Raw genomic sequence first — 15,905 nt, 5'->3', positions numbered from 1 at the left:
GCGCCGACATCCCTCCCCATACAGGGGAGGGAGAACGTATCCGTCTTACCGCTTCAGCAGCGGGGCCAGTTTCTGGGCGATCATCATGTCGCCGGCGATCTTCAGCTTGCCCTGCATGAAGGCCATCATCGGATCCAGCTGGCCGGCCGACAGGGCCATGAAGTCGTCCCAACCGATCGAGACGGTGGCGTCGGCGGGCTTGTCCTCATTGGTCACCGAGTTCGGAACCGAGGCGCCGTCGATGAAGATCTTGCCGACATCGCCCAGGTCGATCTTCACGGTCTTGCCCAGACCGGAGTTGTCGCCCACGGCGCCGCGGATGTGTTCTGTGACTTGAGCCAGATCGGCCATGAGCGCTTCTCCCGTAAAGCTCGACCCCGGTCGGCCGGTGATCGGATTGAGGCACCGACCTAGACCGCGTCCGGGCGGCTGCCAAGGTCACGCCGGGTCAAGTTGGCGAGACAATCGGTGGCGCAAGCCGCACTTCGAGGCGAAATATCGCCGCGGCGGGTCCCGATTTTCTCCCACAGGGCGAATAACTCGCCCAGCCGGGGCAAGAACGCCATAATCCCGCCACGCTTGGGGTCGCCGGCCAGAGCCGCACGCACGGCATCGGCGGCGATCCGGGCCACGAGGCCGGCCTTCTGCATGAAGGGGAACGAGTGTCCCAAAATGGGGGGACCGGAGCGCGAACCGCGCCTGTCAGCCCCGGAGGTCGTCGGGATCTTCGTCCTGCCGGCGACGGTCATCTCGCCCGCCATCGCCGACGGGTTCGCCATCGGACCGATACCAGCGCACGCTCCGTCCTTCGCGGTCCTGCTGCGCCCGCGCCTCGCGACGCTCGCGGCGGGCCTCGCGTTCAGCGCGATAGTCCCGGTCGGGCGCGTCGAAGCCGAACCAGCGCCCGACGCGGTCGTCCAGCCGATCCCTCGCGGGCGGCTCGGGTTGCGGCGGCGCGTGGATGACGGCGTCCTCGACGTATCGCTTGGGCGCGGGCCGGGATTCCGGCGCCTCGAAATCCTCGTCATAGGGGGCATAGGCGACCGGTTCGATCATGGGTCGCGGCGGTTGAACAAACTCGAATCCATCCACGAGATCACCAACCTCCATCACCGATCCGGCGGCAGGCTTCGGCTCGACCGGGGTGACGACCTGTATCTCGAGCCGGTCGCCGTCGAGGACCGGTCGCGGCCCTGGCAAGGCGACGGCTCGAAGTCCCAGCAAGCCCGCCGCGACTACCGCCACGGCGGCGACCAGCACAAGATGAAGCGGTCGGACATTAGCCGGTAGTCGGCGGGAGTGCGGTTGGCTGAACGGGGCGGGTTCTTCGGGCATGACAGGAGCCAAGGGATGACAGGACCTCATCCGCAACCCGCCAGACTCCATACGGTTCACGAACGGCGGTCGGCGGATGCAGCGGGCCTGGTCGCTGGAGGCGGCCTGAGACGACAAGGCTCGACCTGCGGGGTCGCATCGCCGCCGGCGACCACGCCTGGACGCTCGCAGCGACCGTTTCGCCGGGCGTGCCTCAAACCCAGGTCAGACGCGTATGGACGACTCCCTAGCGAACGGCTGCGAAGGTCGTCGCGGCGTCCCGGTAGCGTGAATGTTCCCGTGCGGTCATGCAGCGGGGTGCGTTCCAGACCGGGTCCGAGGTTCTCACCGACAGCGCCTCGCGGGCGGTGACGAAGATCGGCGCAGCGCCGTGTTCGCGGGCGAAGGCCCGGCGCGTTGCCGGGTCCGTGCCGCAGATCATAACGGCGCGAGCATGGGTCCGTGCCGCCGGCTGTCCGTCGTGAGCGGCGCTCGCCAGCCCGGCCGGAAGGATGGCCGCAGCGGCGAAGACTGCAAGGCCGATGAAGGGGGTAAAAGCGCGCATCCAATCTCTCCCGAACGCCTGAAACAATCAGGACCCGGAGGAATAATGCGCTCTTTTCTCGCAATGTAAAGATTATGCGACGGCTGGAAGTATGAAATTTGACATTTGCCCCGCCCGCGGATGTTTAAATGCTTCCTGTCGGGATGCGGCAGAGCCGGATTCCAGTCCGCCCTCGCCATTGAGGGCGGCGTCGACGAGTGCGACGGGTGGCGGACGAACCGCCGCAAATCCGCTTGTAGTCAGGCCCGGGAGACGGTCAGACGACCGCCTCCCGGAGCCATTCTAGAAGCGCGCGGTCAGGCTGACCGAGGCGCTGGATCCCAGCTCGTAATTGTTGATCAGGATCTTGTTGCCCAGTTCCTGGTATTCGTCGAAATCCGTGTTCAGCAGATTGCGAAGTTCGAGCGCGAAGCCGAGATCGCGACCGCCGGCCTCGAAATCCTTGCGGTAGACGAAGTCGAGGAAGATGCCCGGATCCTGGATGTAGTCAGGCTCGCGACTGCCTGCGCCACCGGCGCCGCGGGCGCTGATACGCTCGCTGACATAGTTGACGATGATCGTCGCCTGGGACCGGGCCGTGTCGTCTTCCCAGCCCAGTTGCAGGTTGGCGACGTGCTCCGACTGTCCCTGGAGACGGCTGCCGTCCGCGATGAAGAAGGTCGCGTCCTCATTGCCGCCGCCGCCGCCGGGGGTCCGGACGAAGTCGCCGGCCGCGACGTTCACTTCCGAGTCGGACCAGGTGTAGTTGGCCTGCACCAGCCAGCGCTTGTTGCTGATGAAGGGCGAACCGCTGTCAGGGAACTCGAAATATTTCTTGGCTTCAATCTCGGCGCCAAAAATGGTCGCCTGCGGCGAGTTGAGGTACGACTGCTGTCGCGCGTTGCCCGAGGTGACGATGGTCGCCTCGACCGGCTTGTCCAGGTCCTTGTAGAATACGCCGGCGGTCAGATACTGCTGGCGGGCGAAGAACCACTCGTAGCGCGCATCGAGGTTCAGGATCTCGGTATCGACCAGGAACGGGTTGCCGGTGAACTCGCGGTCGGTCTCCGGATCCGTATAGGACTGGGGCGCCAGTTCGCGGAACTGGGGACGGCCGATCGTCTGGGATGCCCCCAGACGAAGCTGCTGGTTTTCCGCAAAGTTCCAGGTCGCCGTGAACGAAGGCAGGAAATACTGCTCATTGATCTCGGTCGGGACGAAGGGCGCGGCGCCGCTGAACAGATCGCGCGTCGTGACCGACTGCTGACCATCCTCATAGCGTACGCCGAAGGTGGTGCGGACCAGGGGGATGAATTCGGCATCGACCTGAACATAGGCCGCCGCGACCTCAAGCTGAGCCGAATAAGCCGCTGCTCCGCTGCCCGCGCTGCCGGTGATTTCCGAGAGGACCAGACCCGTCGGGCCGATGTTCGTGTCGGAGTAAAGGTAGTCGACCCGCGACCGACGCTGCTCTTCTGTCAGGGTGCCAGCCGGAACGAACTGCAGATCGCGACGTTCGGCGTCGCGATTGTTGTCGAAATAGGCGACCCCGGCGCTGAACACGGCATCCCGATAGTCGGACAGCGCGAGGGTGTAGCTCAGGTCCGCTCCGCCAGAAACGATATCGTCGTCCAGTTCGCTGAACGAAATCCGGTTGCCGCCGATCTCGTGCAGGAAGGCGCCGTCGGCGGCGACTCCATATTCGAAACGCGTCTCATAGGGGGCGTCGCGTTCAGTCAGGGCATAGGCCCCGCGCCAGGAAAACTCCAGGGCGCCGTCCATGAACTCATGCTCGCCGGACAGCTGGGTTGAGAAGAGCTGGCGTTCAAACCACTCGGTGAAGTCGGTCCGCTGCACCTCGCCGCCCGCGTCGAAATCGGGACCGACGCTGATCCGCGCTTCCTTGGTGACGTTGCGAACGAAGAAATTGGTCCACCGGTAGTCGCTGTTGTCCGTCACCAGCGACAGGCCGCCGAGGAAATTCAACTGGATATCGTTCTGGTTGGATTCGAAGGCCTTGCTGGTGACGGGCACGAGAACAGCCCCGGAGAACTGCGCTTCTTCTTGCACGCCGTTCCGGGTCGCCCAGCTGTTGCTGTAGCCGGCCACGGCGATCAGACCGAAAGTGCCGAGGCTGCTTTCGGACTTCATCCCACCGGCGAAATCGAAGCCGAAATTCACCGGGGTCGTTTCCCGCTGCAGGAGACGCAGCGGCGAATTGACCAGCGAGTGGCCGATGCGCTCAAGCTCTTGCGCGCCGACGTTGGCGCTGTTGACCGGCACGCCTTGACCGAAGGCGATGGCGAGCGGTCCCGGAATGTCGCGGGTGCCGTCATCGAAGCCGGTGAAGTCGGTGCGCGACCCGAAATAGATCAGGCCTTCCTCGCCGGTCGTCTCGGTATTGCCGCCGACCGAGGCGGACATCGAGAAGAAGGGATCGTTGGGCGCGTCCACGGTGCGCAGGTCGATCACCCCGCCGCCAAACTCGCCCGGAAAGTCGACCGAATAGGTCTTCTGGACAGTGACGCTTTCCAGGATGCTGGACGGAAACAGGTCCAGCGGCACGACGCGTTGCAGCGGCTCAGGGCTGGGCAGAGGCGAGCCGTTCAGCAGGGCAGAGGAATAGCGCTCGCCGAGGCCGCGAACGTAGACAAACCGACCCTCGACGACGGTCAGGCCCGTCACGCGGGCCAAGGCGCCAGCGGCGCTGCTGTCGCCGGTCCGCTCAAGGTCCTCGGAGGTCAGAAAGGCCGCGACCTCCGCGCTCTCACGGTTCGGTTCCGGAATGAAGCGGCCGAGAACGACGACCTCGTCGAGTTCGCCGACGGCCTCGGGCTCGTCCTGAGCGGCCGGGTTCTGAGGGGCGGCGGCCTGCGACGCGGCCGGCGAGGTTTGAGCATAGGCGAGCCCGGGCGCAATCAGCGCGCTGGTGGCCAAAAGGACCCCGCTCAGGGTCAAGGTAATGGTCTTCATGATCTGCGCCTCGAATGAGTTCAACGGACTGGGCGAAAGCCGGAGGCGGCCCTGGCGGGCCGCCTCCGCATCCGTCGTCAGCAGGTCGCGCCGGCCGTCAGGCCGCAGGTCCAGCCCTGGTACCAAGTGTCGGCTGCGTTCTGGACGGCGCCGATGTAGGTCGTGTTCTGGAAGAACGAATAGACCGAGGCCGCAGCCACTGTGGGTCTGGCGTTCTCGTTGGTGCCGTTGATGAAGGTCAGAACCTGATTGCTCAGGCTCGTACCTGCCGCAGGAGCGGTCATGGTCGAGGCGCCGTTCGCAACGTTGTTCGCTCCGGCGGTAAACGCCGCCGCCGAGAGGGCGGTGTTGGCCGGACGGTACGGCAAGGTGCAGGACATGTAGATCGACGTGAAGGTCACGCCGCTGGTGGCGGTGTCCGCGTCATTGATGGCCATACAGCCGGCCAGCGAGGTCGAGACGGCGGTGAACACCGAGTTGATGATCGTGGCGTCCGTTCCCGTGTCGAAGTGGGCGACCGTGTGGGCGTCGGTGGTCGCGTTGCGGCCTACCAGCGTCCAGTTGGCCATCTTCGGCTGGGACACATAGCGCGAAGCCAGAGGGACGGAGGTCGGGGCCGACGAGAACTCGAAGCCGGCGCTGCGGCTGGTCGAACCCGCCGGACGCTGCGTAACGATGCCGAACTGGGCCCCGCCGCGCCAGCCCGTGTCGGTGTCCATGCCGTCGTCGTCGGCGCCGGTGATGACGATGTGGCGCAGGTTGACGTTGCCACCGAAGATTTCGATGCCGTCGTCAGAGCTGTTGTGGACCTGGATGTGGTCGATCGTGGTGCCCGAGCCCACGCCGGCCATGGTCAGGCCCTGAAGTTCGTTGCCGGTCGAGATTTCGAAGCCCGAGAACTTGATCTGGACGTAGCGCACCCGGCCCGAGTTGTCCGCCGCGGTGTTGCCGCCGAAGAAGGCGCTGGTGCCCTCGACAGTACCCGTGCAGGTCACGGGGGCGGTCAGCTGACAGTTGGCGGTCGGTGCACGGCCGGCCAGGACGATGCCGCCCCATTGGCCCTGCGAGCTCTCGGTCGTTGCGCCATCCACGTTCTGGCGACTGGTGAAGACGATGGGGGTCGTCGCCGTGCCTTCGGCGAACAGCTGCGAGCCGCGGTTGACCAGCAGATAGTCCGAACCGCCCGAGGCGAAGATGCGCACGCCGGCTTCGATCGTCAGGATGCCCTGGACGCTGCCGGCGATCGGGGCCGCCGGGTCAACGCCCTGGTCGGTGCCGACCGAGGTGCGGCCGCTGATGGCGTAGATGGTGCCGGCACGGAGCGGCACCGTCAGGGCGCCGTTGATCTGTTGCGGCAGTTGGCAGGCGCGGAGCGTGCCGCCGGCCACGGTGCCGACGTTGGCGAAACCGGTGGGACAGTCAGCCGCGGGCGTGCCGGGGGGCAGCGTGGGCGGCGGCGTCGGGCCACCGCCGCCACCGCCGAAATCGCCCTCGCCGGGCGACGCGACCTCGGCCGAGCCGCAGGCGGCGAGTGTAAGGGCGCTGGCGGAGAGCGCGAGCAGGGTGGTCAGTCGAAAGCCGGTCATCGTTTTCACCGTGTCCATTCAAAGAATTTCACGGCAGGGAGTCGTACGGGTTTCAATCCGTCGCGATGGCTGCTTCGCCCCCTGCCCGCCGCCTTGGCTAGAGGCGAGATAAGACAGGGCGCACGCCGAATAGTGACGTTTCCGGTGCGCTTGTATGAAATTGTCTTCGCAGTTTGGTGAAACACCGTCCCGGTACGGTCGGATTGTCTTGTGACGTCGCGTACAACTGTCGCGTTGCTCACATCAAGATGACACAAATACGCAGTGACGCCCCGCTAGTCCTTCGATGACGTGAGGGGTGCGGAGATGGCGAGTTCAAGGTCGGCCGGCGCCCGAAACGAGAACGGCCACAACCGGCTGCTCGGAGAGCGCCTCGCCCTTGTCCGTGCAAGCAAGGGCCTGTCCCTTGCGGAGGTGGCGAGCGCCGCGGGCATCAGTTTCGGCACGTTGCAACAGTACGAATCCGGCGCGCGAGGCGTCTCATTCGGCCGGCTGGTCGAAATCGCCCATGCACTCGACGAACCGCTGACCGCCCTCGTCGGGGATGTGTTTGGGGATAGCCCCTCCGGCAAGGCCGATACGGGCGCCGTCCTCCGGTTCGCCCGGATGGCGAGCCGCCTGCCGCGGGCCAAGCTCAACGTTCTCGTGGCTGTGGCGCGCGAAATGAGTCGGCCCTGAGGACCGGCCTCACCTCGGGACTGACACCTGGGCGTTTCGCAGCGACCTGGTCATCCGTTGGAAGACGGCCAGAGTTTCGGGGCTGGTGTGGTGTTCGATGCCTTCGGCGTCGGCCTCGGCGACCAATTCGCTGACCCCCAAGGCCAGCAGGAACTCATGAACGATCCGGTGTCGCTTTCTGGAGGCCTCGGCGACCCTCGCCCCTTCGGCGGTCAGAAAGATGGAGCGATAGGGCCGGCTCTCGACCAGGCCGGCGCGTGTCAGACGCTGCACGACCTTCGCGGCGGTGGCGTGGGTGACGCCGAGGTTCTCGGCCAGGTCGGTCAGGCGCGCCTCTCCGGTCTGGGCGATGAGGTCGCCGATGAGCTCGACATAGTCTTCCGCCATCTCGGTCGAGTGCGCATCCCGCATCCGCTGGAAGGCGGCGGCCCGACGCGCAGCGCCCGCTAGTTCGCTCAATATCCGACGTCTCCCTGCGATGGTGATCGGCAGGTTTAGGCCATCATCGCCCGAACTGTCACGCAACGGGGTGCTCGACGGGCTGCGGGGGAGGCCGATATCCGAACCGGACCCAGGCCGCGAACGCCACCATCAGAGAAGCGATAACCCCGACCCATAGGGGGCCGATGGTCTTCCACAGCAGATAGACGTTCAGCGCCGAAATCAGGCCGCAGACGCCATAGCCGAGGATCTTGACTATCAGTGGATTGGCGAACTCACCCATCAGCCGCTTCGAGCTGGTCATGGTCATCAAGGGGAAGATGGCGAACGGCAGCTGCATCGACAGCACGACCTGAGACATGACCAGCAGCTGGACCGTGTCCCTGCCGCCGGTGGCCGAAATGATCAGCAGGGCAGGTACAATGGCGATCATGCGGGTGATCAGGCGCCGCAGCCAGGGCGCGATGCGGATTTTGAGGAAGCCCTCCATGACGATCTGACCCGCCAGGGTGCCCGTGATGGTGCTGGACTGGCCGGAACACAGCAGGGCCACCGCGAACAAGGTGGCCGCCGCTCCACCAAGCGCCGGGGCCAGCAACTGATGGGCCTGCTGCAGTTCGTTGACCTGAATGCCCGCCGACCAGAACACGGACGCCGCCAGCACCAGGATCGCCGCGTTGACAAAGAAGGCGGCGCCCAGCGCCACGATGGTGTCGACCGTATTGTGGCCGATCGCGGACTTCAGCTCGTCCCGGCTGCGGCCGTAGTTGCGCGTCTGCACGATCGAGGAATGCAGATACAGATTATGCGGCATGACCGTCGCGCCGAGGATGCCGAGGGAGATCAGCAGTGCCGCCGTAGCGGGCATCGACGGGATGAACGCCCCGCTGGCTGCGGCCCCCCAGTCGGGCTGGGCCAGGAAGATGTTGTAGGCGAAACAGACGCCAATGGTCGTGACCAAGGCGATGACGATGGCCTCCAGCCACCGGAACCCGACCTTGACCAGCATCAGCAACAGCAGCACGTCCAAGCCCGTGATCAGCACGCCCCAGATCAGCGGGATGCCCAGAAGCAGGTTCAGCGCCACCGCCGCCCCGATCAGTTCGGCCAGATCGCAGGCGATAATGGCGATCTCGCACAGCAACCACAGGGCGATGGTCGTCGGTCTGGAATAGAGTTCGCGGCACGACTGGGCGAGATCGCGTCCGGTGACGATGCCGAGGCGCGCGCACAGCACCTGCAAAAGCATGGCCATCAGGTTGGACGCCAGGATCACCCACAACAGGACGTAGCCGAACTGGCTCCCGCCCGCGAGATCAGTGCCCCAGTTGCCCGGGTCCATGTAGCCGACCGCGACCAGAAAGCCGGGCCCGGCAAAGCCCAGCATCCGACGGAACCACGGCCTGGCGCCGTCCGACGCCTGCCAGACGTTCAGGGTGCGGTAGGCCTCGGGCAGCGACTTGCTGAAATCGACCTCGTCGCCGTGACGCAGAAGCCGGGAGAAAGGGCGCCTCGCAGGCGCCATCGCAGACGACTCGATTGATTTGGTCATTCTGCTCTCGATCTTCAGGCTCGTAGGAAATGACAAAATCGCTTTTGGTCATGCATCAAAAACCGCGGCTCGATTGTTGTCTTAACTGGAACGTTCAGCCGTGGCTAAATGATGCACACGCGGCATCAAATGCGGGATGCGAAATCCCAGGTCCAAAACCGGATTTGGGCGGCGTGTTTGTGGCGTCACTCCAGCCGTCGCGCGTTCTTTCAGATCGACACCCTCGGACCGATGGCCGAGCTGGAGCGCTCGGCGCCGGGGCATTGAGTCGCCCCGAGAGAGGCGATAGACGACTGTCTCGAGCTCTCTCACGGCGAGAGATGCGTCAGCGACATTTCTGGCGTTGCGCCGATCCCCGTCCAAAGCGAGGCGCTGGCCCGTTGATGAACAATCCAGGCGGCCCCTGCTGATGACGACCTCCCTGGTGGGACTGACCGCCCTGGCGGCCATGACCGGTCTGATCGTCGGCAGCTTCGTGAACCTCGTGGCCATGCGGCTGCCGAAGGGCGACCCGGTCGCATGGGCACGGTCTCGTTCAGACTGTTGTGGAGCCATTCTGTCGGCCCCCGAGCTTGTCCCGGTCTTTAGCTGGCTGGCCCAGCGCGGGCGGTGCGCCCGTTGCCGCGCCCCGGTGGCCGCACGCCATCCGATGGTGGAACTGGCGGGCGCCGGCATAGGCGTCTGGGCCGCGCTGACCCCGGCCAGCCTGCCGGAAGCGATCCTGACAGCGCTTTTTGGGTGGCAGTTGCTCCTCATTGCGTTGGTGGACGCCGATGAACTCTGGCTTCCGGACCGGTTGACCCTGCCCCTTCTGGTCAGCGGGTTTATCGCCGCGGCGTGGCTGCCGGACAGAACCCTGTTCGATGCGTTGGCGGGAGCCGCCGTCGGCTTCGCAAGCCTTTGGGGGATGGCCACGATCTATCGGCGGGTGCGCGCGAAGGAGGGGTTGGGGGGCGGCGATCCCATCCTGTTCGGAGCCGTCGGAGCCTGGGTCGGGTGGATCGGCTTGCCATCGGTATTATTGTGGGCCTGCGCGGCCGGCCTGAGCTGGGTTGTGGCGCGCGGACTGGCGCACAGGCCGTTGGCGCGCGACGAGCCCCTGCCGTTTGGACCCTTCATCGCCGTCGGCGGCTGGTTGACCTGGCTCTATGGACCGATCGGGCTGGGATGATGACACCGGTCAATTTCTTCTCCTCCAGCGTGCTAGACCGGGACCGAGTTCGAGAGATCGAAATGCGTCTGACGATCCTTTCCATCCTTCTGTCGATCGTCTCCGCCCTCGCCCTGGGGACGCCGGCGTTGGCCGGCCCTCTGGAGAGCGCTGCAATACAGGCGGCGCCGCAGTACTATCTGATGTCCCTGCCCAGAGCGCCGGTTGGAGAAATCGCCGAGGCGGTGTTGGGCGAGGCCTTGGGCCTGCCCTACAAGATCGACGAGGATATCGATGCCGAGATGCGGTTCGAGGTCGCCGGCGTCTATGCCCCCAAGGCTCTGGCCGAAGAGTTCGGATACCGCCTCTGGAACGTCGACGTCGCCCTGGTGGAGACCGCGTCGGGCGGGCTGTGGCTGATCCCGAAAGCAGAACTGGCGGCGGCGCGGGCGCAGGGTTCGACTCTCGTTGCGCCCTTGGCCGCCGCGGCGGCGCCCGACCGTAAACAGACGCCCCGGACTCCGCCTGCGGCTGAAAAGCCAGCGCGGCGTGAAGCATCCACGGGGTGGTCATGGCTGGGATGGCTGATCGCGGGCTGGGTCGGCGGGGCGGTCACACTTCTGGGTTGGCAGACCCTGCGTCGCCGGACACTTCTCGTCACGCCACGGTTGGCGCCGCCCGCTCCGGCAACGGCGGAAACGGCCCCGGAGGATCTCGTCATTCCGGTGTTTGTCCCACAATCCGACCCGGGGCCGCAACCAAACGCCCGCGCCATCCGTACCTGAGCGGGCAAGAGTTTTGCTTTCTCTGATAGGCCCCGGGTATTGTCGTTTTTCCAGCACGAGTTGCTTACCCTGCTCCCGGTGGTGCGCGCCTACGCCCTGATCGTCACGCGACAGAGCTCCAGCGCCGCCGACGATCTGGTTCAGGACACGCTCGAAAAGGCGTGGCGCGCCCAGGACCAGTTCCAGCCGGGCACCAGCATGAAGGCGTGGCTTTTTACCATCCTGCGCAACAGCCAGCACAATGAATGGCGACGGTCACGGCGCCTGGTCGAGGACCCCGAAGGCGCGCACGCAGCGACCCTGCGCTCGGAGCCGGCCCAGGGCTGGCGCATCGAGTTCCTCGACGTCCTGGATGCGATCGAACGGCTGGATCCCGCTTCCCGGCAGGCCTTGCTGCTGGTCACGGCAGGCCTCAGCTACGAGGAGGTGGCCATTGTCTGCGAGAGTCCACTTCGGACGGTGCAGAGCCGCGTTCGCCGCGCGCGCCAGCGCCTCGCGGCCCAACTCGAGCCCGAAGCCAAAAGCAATCCCGGACCCGAGCCCGAGCCCCGACCTCAACACAATCCCAGACCTGAGCCCGGACAGGAACCGACTAGAACACCCGCCCGACATCTGGCTGAAGCCGGGGCGTAGTGACCTCGAGACGCCCTGAAACAGGGGCGGGCGCCCCGACCTCCTCGCGTCGCAGCCGGTCATAGTTTTCCTGCGCGTCGATCCGCACGTCCTCGGCGTCGCGCAGGATGGTCGCGCGCAGGAAGATGAACAGGGTGCGACGGGTCTGGCTGTCGCGGCGCGAGCGGAAGAGCGACCCGAGGACGGGAATGTCGCCCAGCACCGGCACCTTGCTGTCCCCGGCCTGCCGGTCGTCAGTGATCAGGCCGCCCAAGGTGATGACCTGTCCGTTGTCGGCCAGGACCGTGGTCTGGACGCTGCGGCGGTTGGTGATCAGGTCGGCGGCTCCGGCGATATTGGTCGTGACCAGGGACGACACTTCCTGGCTGACCTCCAGCCGCACCACGTCGCCATCGTGTACGCGCGGGACCACCCTCAGCGTCACGCCCACATCCTCGCGTGAGATCGTGGTGAAGGGATTGATCGTGTTGCCGTCGGTCGCGAAGGCGCCCGTGCGGAACGGTACGTTCTGGCCGACAACTATCTCGGCGACCTCATTGTCCAGAACGGTGACGCTGGGCGTCGACAGGAGATTGGCGCTCGATGTGCGCGACAGGGCTTGCAGCAGGATGCCGAAATCCCCCTCGCTGCCGGCGGCCAGATTCAGGCCCTCGGAAAGCGCCGCGGCGCCGGGCACGCCCAGCGCCGACAGGATCGCGCCGAGGGGAGCCCCGGCCTGGCTGAACGAGGTTCCACCGGTCACCCCGGACCCCGGAACAGCGCCGCCGGCGGCAAGCTGAATGCCGAGCTGTTCGCCCAGTTCGCCCGTGATTTCGACGATGGCGGCCTCGATGACGACTTGGGGCCGGCGCACGTCCAGCTGGACAATCAGATCCTCAATCATTTGCACCGTCGTCGGCGATCCGCGCATGACGACGGCGTTCAGCTCGCTGGCCGACTGCACGGTGATGTCGGCCAGTGCGAAGCCCGTTGCGCCCGACGACCGTCCGCCCCCCCGGGCCTCGGCCGAAGCGTTGGGCGGAGCCGCCGCACCCGCCAAGGCGGCGGTTTCGGCCTGGCGTGAGGCGCTGAGGCTGGCCAGACCGGTCGAACCGGACCGCAGGCTGCGGGTGACGGGATTGGTGGCCGACGCCTCTCCGCCCATCAGTCCACGGACGATCTCGACGACCGCTTCAGCATCGGCGTTGCGCAGGCGAACCACGCGGGTGACAGGGGAAGCGCCGCCCCGCTGGTCCAGGGCGGAGACGACGTTGCGGGCCTGGATGATGTCCTGGGGCGAGCCGCGCACCAGCACGGTGTTGCTGCGGGCGTCGGCCGAGACGCGGGGGCCGCCGGCCTCTTCGCCGAACAGCTGGCGCAGGGCCTCGGCGACTTCCTCGGCGCTCGCATACTGCAGGCTCAGGCTCTCGAAGCTTTCACCGCCGCCGCTGTCCAGCGCCTGGGCGACCTGCTGGATGCGGCGCACGTTGTCGAGGTAGTCGGTGACGACGACCGCATTGGGGCTGGCGACCGGCTCCAACGAGCCGAATTGGGTGACGAGGGGCCGAAGGGCGCGGGCGGCCTGATCGGACGGCAGGTTGCGCAGGCGGATCAGCCGGGTGATGACCTGCTGGGTCGAGTCGCCCGTCGTCGAGGCGCTGTTCTGAATCACCGTCGACTGAGGCACGACGCGCCAGACGGCGCCGCTGCGCACGGCCGCGAAGCCGTAGGTGCGCAGCACCGACTGGTAGAGATCCCACACGCCGCCGGCGGACAGCGGCTGAGCCGAGACCACGGTGACGACACCGGACACATTGGGGTCCAGAACGATCGTGCGACCGGTGATGCGGGCGATCTGCTCGCTGACGTCGCGGATATCGACGCCGCGCATATTGACCACGACTTCGCCCAGGACCGGGCCCGCGCCCCCGGGCGGGGTCTGGCTGATGCCGACGGTCGGGGGAGCCACCATGATGAGGGCCATCAGGCAAACCAGGGCGGCGCGAGAATGTCTGTACACGGAGCGTCGCCTATCTGAGCGGAACAGTGAGGGTCAGGGTGCGGCCGTCGCGGACGACCTCGACACGTGCGCGTCCGCCGGCGGCGGCGCGTTGGAAGATCTGCTGGTCGCTGGCCGGATTGCCGAGCGCCTGGCCGTTCAGGCTCTTGATCACATCGCCCGGGCGCAGTCCCGCGCGCAAGAGCTGGGGCGCGCTGTCGGCGCCGATAACATAGCCCTGGGCAGACGGAACGACGCCCAGTGAACCGGCGACATTGGAGGGCGTCACGACCGGTTGCGGCGGCGGAGGGGGCCGGCGCGCCGCCTCGGCCGCAGCGGCCGTGGCCACCGGCGACGCGGAAGCCAATGCGGCCTGGGCTTCGGAACTCGGCGCAGCAACCACGGCTGGAGCCATGGCGGCGGGGGCGGCGCCAGCGGGCATTCCCGGCGCGGGCTCCCCGGCTGGATGGGGCAGAATCAGCGCTTCACGCCGACCGCCGACGTTCAGGATGATCCGGTCGACCTCGATGACTTCAATGACGGCATTGCCGACCGGCGCCTGGCCGACTGTGAATATCTGGACCGGGCCGGGACCATTTGAGATCAGGGCCGTCGAACCGCCGCCCGCGGCATAGACCACGCCTCTCAGGACAAGGCCAAGGCTGGAGATTGGCAAACCGCCGGTGTTGGCCGACCCGCCGCCGAATGGCGCCCAGGTGAGGATTGATGCAAGATCGCCGCCCGTCGCTCCGCCAACCGGCGCCAGCGCCGCCGGGGTCCATACAGCCTCGCGTCCGTCATCCCAGCCGACCAGCCGCCAGGTCAGGCGAGCTACGCCCAGGGCCAGGCTGGCCACCACGAACAGGCTGACCACCCGAAACCAGAACACTGGCGAGCGAAGCAGGGCGGCCGTCATGCGGCTCCCTCTGCGTCCACGAAACCGCTCAGCCGCGCCGCCGCGGAGGTCGATCCGGCGCGCGAGACGAAGATGTCGACGGCCTGCAGGTCAGGATCGTCCGTTGGGCGGCGGTCGGCGCGGACGGTCCAGTCGGTGTTCATCATCCGCACCTGATCAGACGGGGTCTCGCCGATGGCCAGTTCGGCGAGGCGGTTCTCAGCGATCCACTGGGCGACGACCCGGTCTTCAAGGGCTCGTACGCCGTCGATGTGGGCCTGGGTCGCCATCAGCAGCCCCGTCGAGGCGACCGCCAGTACGAACAGGGCGACGATCGCCTCCATCAGGGAATAGCCGCCGCGCCGGGCGTGAGGCGCGCGCATCAGGCCGGTCCTGCCGGCGTTGCGTCGCGTACATCGGCATTCAGACCGTCGAACGTCACCGCCCAGACCTTGTCGCGGTCGCGCACAGTCATGGTCGCCGGGGGCGCGGCGCCGTCCGGGTCAATCAGCAGTTCAGCCTGCTGCGCCGACAGCCGCACGCCGCGCGGCAGTTCATGGCGCTCGGCCCATTCGCCGGCCGTCGCGCCGTCGGCCTCGAAGGCGTAGCCCGTCGGGTTCATCGTCAGCGTCACCGGTCGTCCGGCGATCAGCGCCTCGTCGGCGGCCAGGCGCAGGCGGTCGGCGAAGCGGTTGGCCTCTGTCTGGGCGGCGGCGTCATTGCGCCCACCGCCAACCGCCAGCACCACCATGCCGGCCGAGACGCCGACGATGGCCAGAACGACCAGCATCTCGACCAGGGTCATCCCCGAGCGGCCGACTTCATGTCTGGTTTCCCGGCCTGTCCGCATGGCCCTAGCGCGATCGATCCGTCAGGTCGGCGTCGAGGCCCTCGCCGCCCGCCTCGCCGTCCTTGCCGTAGGAGATCAGGTCAAAACCGCTCGAACGGCCCGGGCTGCGATAGACGTAGTCGCGGCCCCACGGGTCTTTGGGAGCCTCGGGCAGGTATCCTTCGCTGTTCCAGTTGGCCGGTTCCGGCTGGGTCGTCGGGCGTTCGACCAGAGCCTGAAGGCCCTGGTCCGTCGACGGATAGTCGCCGTTGTCGAGCCGGTACATGCGCAGGGCGGCGGCGATGGTCTTCAGGTCAGTCTTGGCCACGGTGACACGCGCCTGGTCCGGTCGGCCGATTACGTTCGGCACGATCATGACGGCCACGAGGGCGATGATGGCCAGAACGACGATCATCTCCACCAAGGTCAAGCCTTGCCGCCGACAACGCCGGCGGATACGCGCTTGCGAAAACATCATGTCTCTCTGCTGGCGATGACCCGTCCCCCGCTGCTATAGACCGGCCCCAGTCGGGGAACCAAGCCCAAT

The 15,905-nt window shown here is 66.6% G+C and carries 18 protein-coding genes; 5 read left to right on the top strand and 13 right to left on the bottom strand.

The features are described 5' to 3' along the window. Positions 1 to 45: 45 nt before the first annotated feature. The 3 genes from Q8K49_RS10605 to Q8K49_RS10595 are packed head-to-tail and all read right to left on the bottom strand — an operon-like array spanning position 46 to position 1,056. Complete coding sequence (locus tag Q8K49_RS10605; RefSeq protein ID WP_305305922.1) at positions 46 to 351, bottom strand: SCP2 sterol-binding domain-containing protein; 306 nt, start codon at positions 349 to 351, stop codon at positions 46 to 48. 59 nt (positions 352 to 410) lie between these two features. After that, positions 411 to 650 (bottom strand): hypothetical protein, encoded by a 240-nt coding sequence (locus Q8K49_RS10600; RefSeq protein ID WP_305305920.1) that lies wholly within the window; start codon positions 648 to 650, stop codon positions 411 to 413. 52 nt (positions 651 to 702) lie between these two features. Then, positions 703 to 1,056, bottom strand: coding sequence for a hypothetical protein (locus Q8K49_RS10595; protein ID WP_305305918.1), 354 nt, complete (start codon positions 1,054 to 1,056; stop codon positions 703 to 705). A gap of 12 nt (positions 1,057 to 1,068) precedes the next feature. Between Q8K49_RS10595 and Q8K49_RS10590 the strand changes: the two genes are divergently transcribed. Beyond that, entirely contained in the window at positions 1,069 to 1,290 is a 222-nt protein-coding gene (locus tag Q8K49_RS10590) for a hypothetical protein (RefSeq protein ID WP_305305916.1), read from the top strand. A gap of 271 nt (positions 1,291 to 1,561) precedes the next feature. Here the strand turns inward: Q8K49_RS10590 and Q8K49_RS10585 are convergent, their stop codons facing one another. The 3 genes from Q8K49_RS10585 to Q8K49_RS10575 form a co-directional block, all read right to left on the bottom strand. Further along, positions 1,562 to 1,879: a hypothetical protein gene (locus Q8K49_RS10585; RefSeq protein WP_305305915.1), complete on the bottom strand. Its 318-nt coding sequence runs from the start codon at positions 1,877 to 1,879 to the stop codon at positions 1,562 to 1,564. 282 nt (positions 1,880 to 2,161) lie between these two features. Further along, positions 2,162 to 4,831: a TonB-dependent receptor domain-containing protein gene (locus Q8K49_RS10580; protein WP_305305913.1), complete on the bottom strand. Its 2,670-nt coding sequence runs from the start codon at positions 4,829 to 4,831 to the stop codon at positions 2,162 to 2,164. A gap of 77 nt (positions 4,832 to 4,908) precedes the next feature. Further along, entirely contained in the window at positions 4,909 to 6,435 is a 1,527-nt protein-coding gene (locus Q8K49_RS10575) for a hypothetical protein (RefSeq protein WP_305305911.1), read from the bottom strand. 288 nt (positions 6,436 to 6,723) lie between these two features. On the opposite strand from Q8K49_RS10575, the gene Q8K49_RS10570 reads away from it, so the two are divergent. Continuing rightward, complete coding sequence (locus Q8K49_RS10570; protein ID WP_305305909.1) at positions 6,724 to 7,095, top strand: helix-turn-helix domain-containing protein; 372 nt, start codon at positions 6,724 to 6,726, stop codon at positions 7,093 to 7,095. Positions 7,096 to 7,104: 9 nt separating this feature from the next. On the opposite strand, the gene mntR is transcribed toward Q8K49_RS10570, so the two are convergent. Both mntR and Q8K49_RS10560 read right to left on the bottom strand, forming a co-directional pair. Beyond that, positions 7,105 to 7,554 carry a manganese-binding transcriptional regulator MntR gene (gene mntR, locus Q8K49_RS10565; protein WP_305305907.1) on the bottom strand — a complete coding sequence of 150 codons (450 nt, stop codon included), beginning with the start codon at positions 7,552 to 7,554 and terminating at the stop codon, positions 7,105 to 7,107. Positions 7,555 to 7,612: 58 nt separating this feature from the next. Then, complete coding sequence (locus Q8K49_RS10560) at positions 7,613 to 9,088, bottom strand: Nramp family divalent metal transporter (protein WP_305305905.1); 1,476 nt, start codon at positions 9,086 to 9,088, stop codon at positions 7,613 to 7,615. 409 nt (positions 9,089 to 9,497) lie between these two features. Here Q8K49_RS10560 and Q8K49_RS10555 point away from each other — a divergent pair, with 409 nt between their 5' ends. From Q8K49_RS10555 to Q8K49_RS10545, 3 genes are all read left to right on the top strand, one after another. Further along, on the top strand, positions 9,498 to 10,259 hold the full coding sequence (locus Q8K49_RS10555) for an A24 family peptidase (protein ID WP_305305903.1): 762 nt from the start codon (positions 9,498 to 9,500) through the stop codon (positions 10,257 to 10,259). A 62-nt stretch (positions 10,260 to 10,321) separates the two neighbouring features. After that, positions 10,322 to 11,023 carry a hypothetical protein gene (locus Q8K49_RS10550; RefSeq protein ID WP_305305902.1) on the top strand — a complete coding sequence of 234 codons (702 nt, stop codon included), beginning with the start codon at positions 10,322 to 10,324 and terminating at the stop codon, positions 11,021 to 11,023. A 39-nt stretch (positions 11,024 to 11,062) separates the two neighbouring features. Then, positions 11,063 to 11,656 carry a sigma-70 family RNA polymerase sigma factor gene (locus tag Q8K49_RS10545; protein ID WP_305305900.1) on the top strand — a complete coding sequence of 198 codons (594 nt, stop codon included), beginning with the start codon at positions 11,063 to 11,065 and terminating at the stop codon, positions 11,654 to 11,656. Here the strand turns inward: Q8K49_RS10545 and gspD are convergent. The 5 genes from gspD to gspG are packed head-to-tail and all read right to left on the bottom strand — an operon-like array spanning position 11,616 to position 15,833. Then, on the bottom strand, positions 11,616 to 13,655 hold the full coding sequence (gspD, locus tag Q8K49_RS10540) for a type II secretion system secretin GspD (protein ID WP_305305898.1): 2,040 nt from the start codon (positions 13,653 to 13,655) through the stop codon (positions 11,616 to 11,618). The genes Q8K49_RS10545 and gspD overlap by 41 nt on opposite strands. Before the next feature lie 10 nt (positions 13,656 to 13,665). After that, a complete protein-coding gene (locus tag Q8K49_RS10535; RefSeq protein ID WP_305305896.1) occupies positions 13,666 to 14,550 on the bottom strand; it encodes a type II secretion system protein N in 885 nt (294 codons plus the stop codon). Beyond that, on the bottom strand, positions 14,547 to 14,912 hold the full coding sequence (gene gspI, locus Q8K49_RS10530) for a type II secretion system minor pseudopilin GspI (protein WP_305305895.1): 366 nt from the start codon (positions 14,910 to 14,912) through the stop codon (positions 14,547 to 14,549). Before gspI ends, Q8K49_RS10535 begins: the two co-directional genes overlap by 4 nt. Continuing rightward, positions 14,912 to 15,379 (bottom strand): GspH/FimT family pseudopilin, encoded by a 468-nt coding sequence (locus Q8K49_RS10525; RefSeq protein ID WP_305305893.1) that lies wholly within the window; start codon positions 15,377 to 15,379, stop codon positions 14,912 to 14,914. Before Q8K49_RS10525 ends, gspI begins: the two co-directional genes overlap by 1 nt. A 4-nt stretch (positions 15,380 to 15,383) precedes the next feature. Beyond that, the gene (gene gspG, locus Q8K49_RS10520) at positions 15,384 to 15,833 is read right to left on the bottom strand and encodes a type II secretion system major pseudopilin GspG (RefSeq protein ID WP_305306045.1); all 450 of its coding nucleotides are present in this window, start codon (positions 15,831 to 15,833) and stop codon (positions 15,384 to 15,386) included. Positions 15,834 to 15,905 lie beyond the last annotated feature (72 nt).

This window comes from Brevundimonas sp. (genome assembly GCF_030682035.1).
GTDB lineage: Bacteria > Pseudomonadota > Alphaproteobacteria > Caulobacterales > Caulobacteraceae > Brevundimonas.
The sequence above is the reverse complement of the archived record's forward strand: the minus strand, read 5'-3'. Positions and strand labels throughout refer to the sequence as shown.

Coding starts and splice junctions, on each gene's coding strand:
- Q8K49_RS10605 (WP_305305922.1), bottom strand. CDS start 351: ATGGCCGATCTGGCTCAAGTCACAGAACACATCCGCGGCGCCGTGGGC.
- Q8K49_RS10600 (WP_305305920.1), bottom strand. CDS start 650: ATGCAGAAGGCCGGCCTCGTGGCCCGGATCGCCGCCGATGCCGTGCGT.
- Q8K49_RS10595 (WP_305305918.1), bottom strand. CDS start 1,056: ATGATCGAACCGGTCGCCTATGCCCCCTATGACGAGGATTTCGAGGCG.
- Q8K49_RS10585 (WP_305305915.1), bottom strand. CDS start 1,879: ATGCGCGCTTTTACCCCCTTCATCGGCCTTGCAGTCTTCGCCGCTGCG.
- Q8K49_RS10580 (WP_305305913.1), bottom strand. CDS start 4,831: ATGAAGACCATTACCTTGACCCTGAGCGGGGTCCTTTTGGCCACCAGC.
- Q8K49_RS10575 (WP_305305911.1), bottom strand. CDS start 6,435: ATGGACACGGTGAAAACGATGACCGGCTTTCGACTGACCACCCTGCTC.
- Q8K49_RS10570 (WP_305305909.1), top strand. CDS start 6,724: ATGGCGAGTTCAAGGTCGGCCGGCGCCCGAAACGAGAACGGCCACAAC.
- Q8K49_RS10560 (WP_305305905.1), bottom strand. CDS start 9,088: ATGACCAAATCAATCGAGTCGTCTGCGATGGCGCCTGCGAGGCGCCCT.
- Q8K49_RS10555 (WP_305305903.1), top strand. CDS start 9,498: ATGACGACCTCCCTGGTGGGACTGACCGCCCTGGCGGCCATGACCGGT.
- Q8K49_RS10550 (WP_305305902.1), top strand. CDS start 10,322: ATGCGTCTGACGATCCTTTCCATCCTTCTGTCGATCGTCTCCGCCCTC.
- Q8K49_RS10535 (WP_305305896.1), bottom strand. CDS start 14,550: ATGACGGCCGCCCTGCTTCGCTCGCCAGTGTTCTGGTTTCGGGTGGTC.
- gspI (WP_305305895.1), bottom strand. CDS start 14,912: ATGCGCGCGCCTCACGCCCGGCGCGGCGGCTATTCCCTGATGGAGGCG.
- Q8K49_RS10525 (WP_305305893.1), bottom strand. CDS start 15,379: ATGCGGACAGGCCGGGAAACCAGACATGAAGTCGGCCGCTCGGGGATG.
- gspG (WP_305306045.1), bottom strand. CDS start 15,833: ATGTTTTCGCAAGCGCGTATCCGCCGGCGTTGTCGGCGGCAAGGCTTG.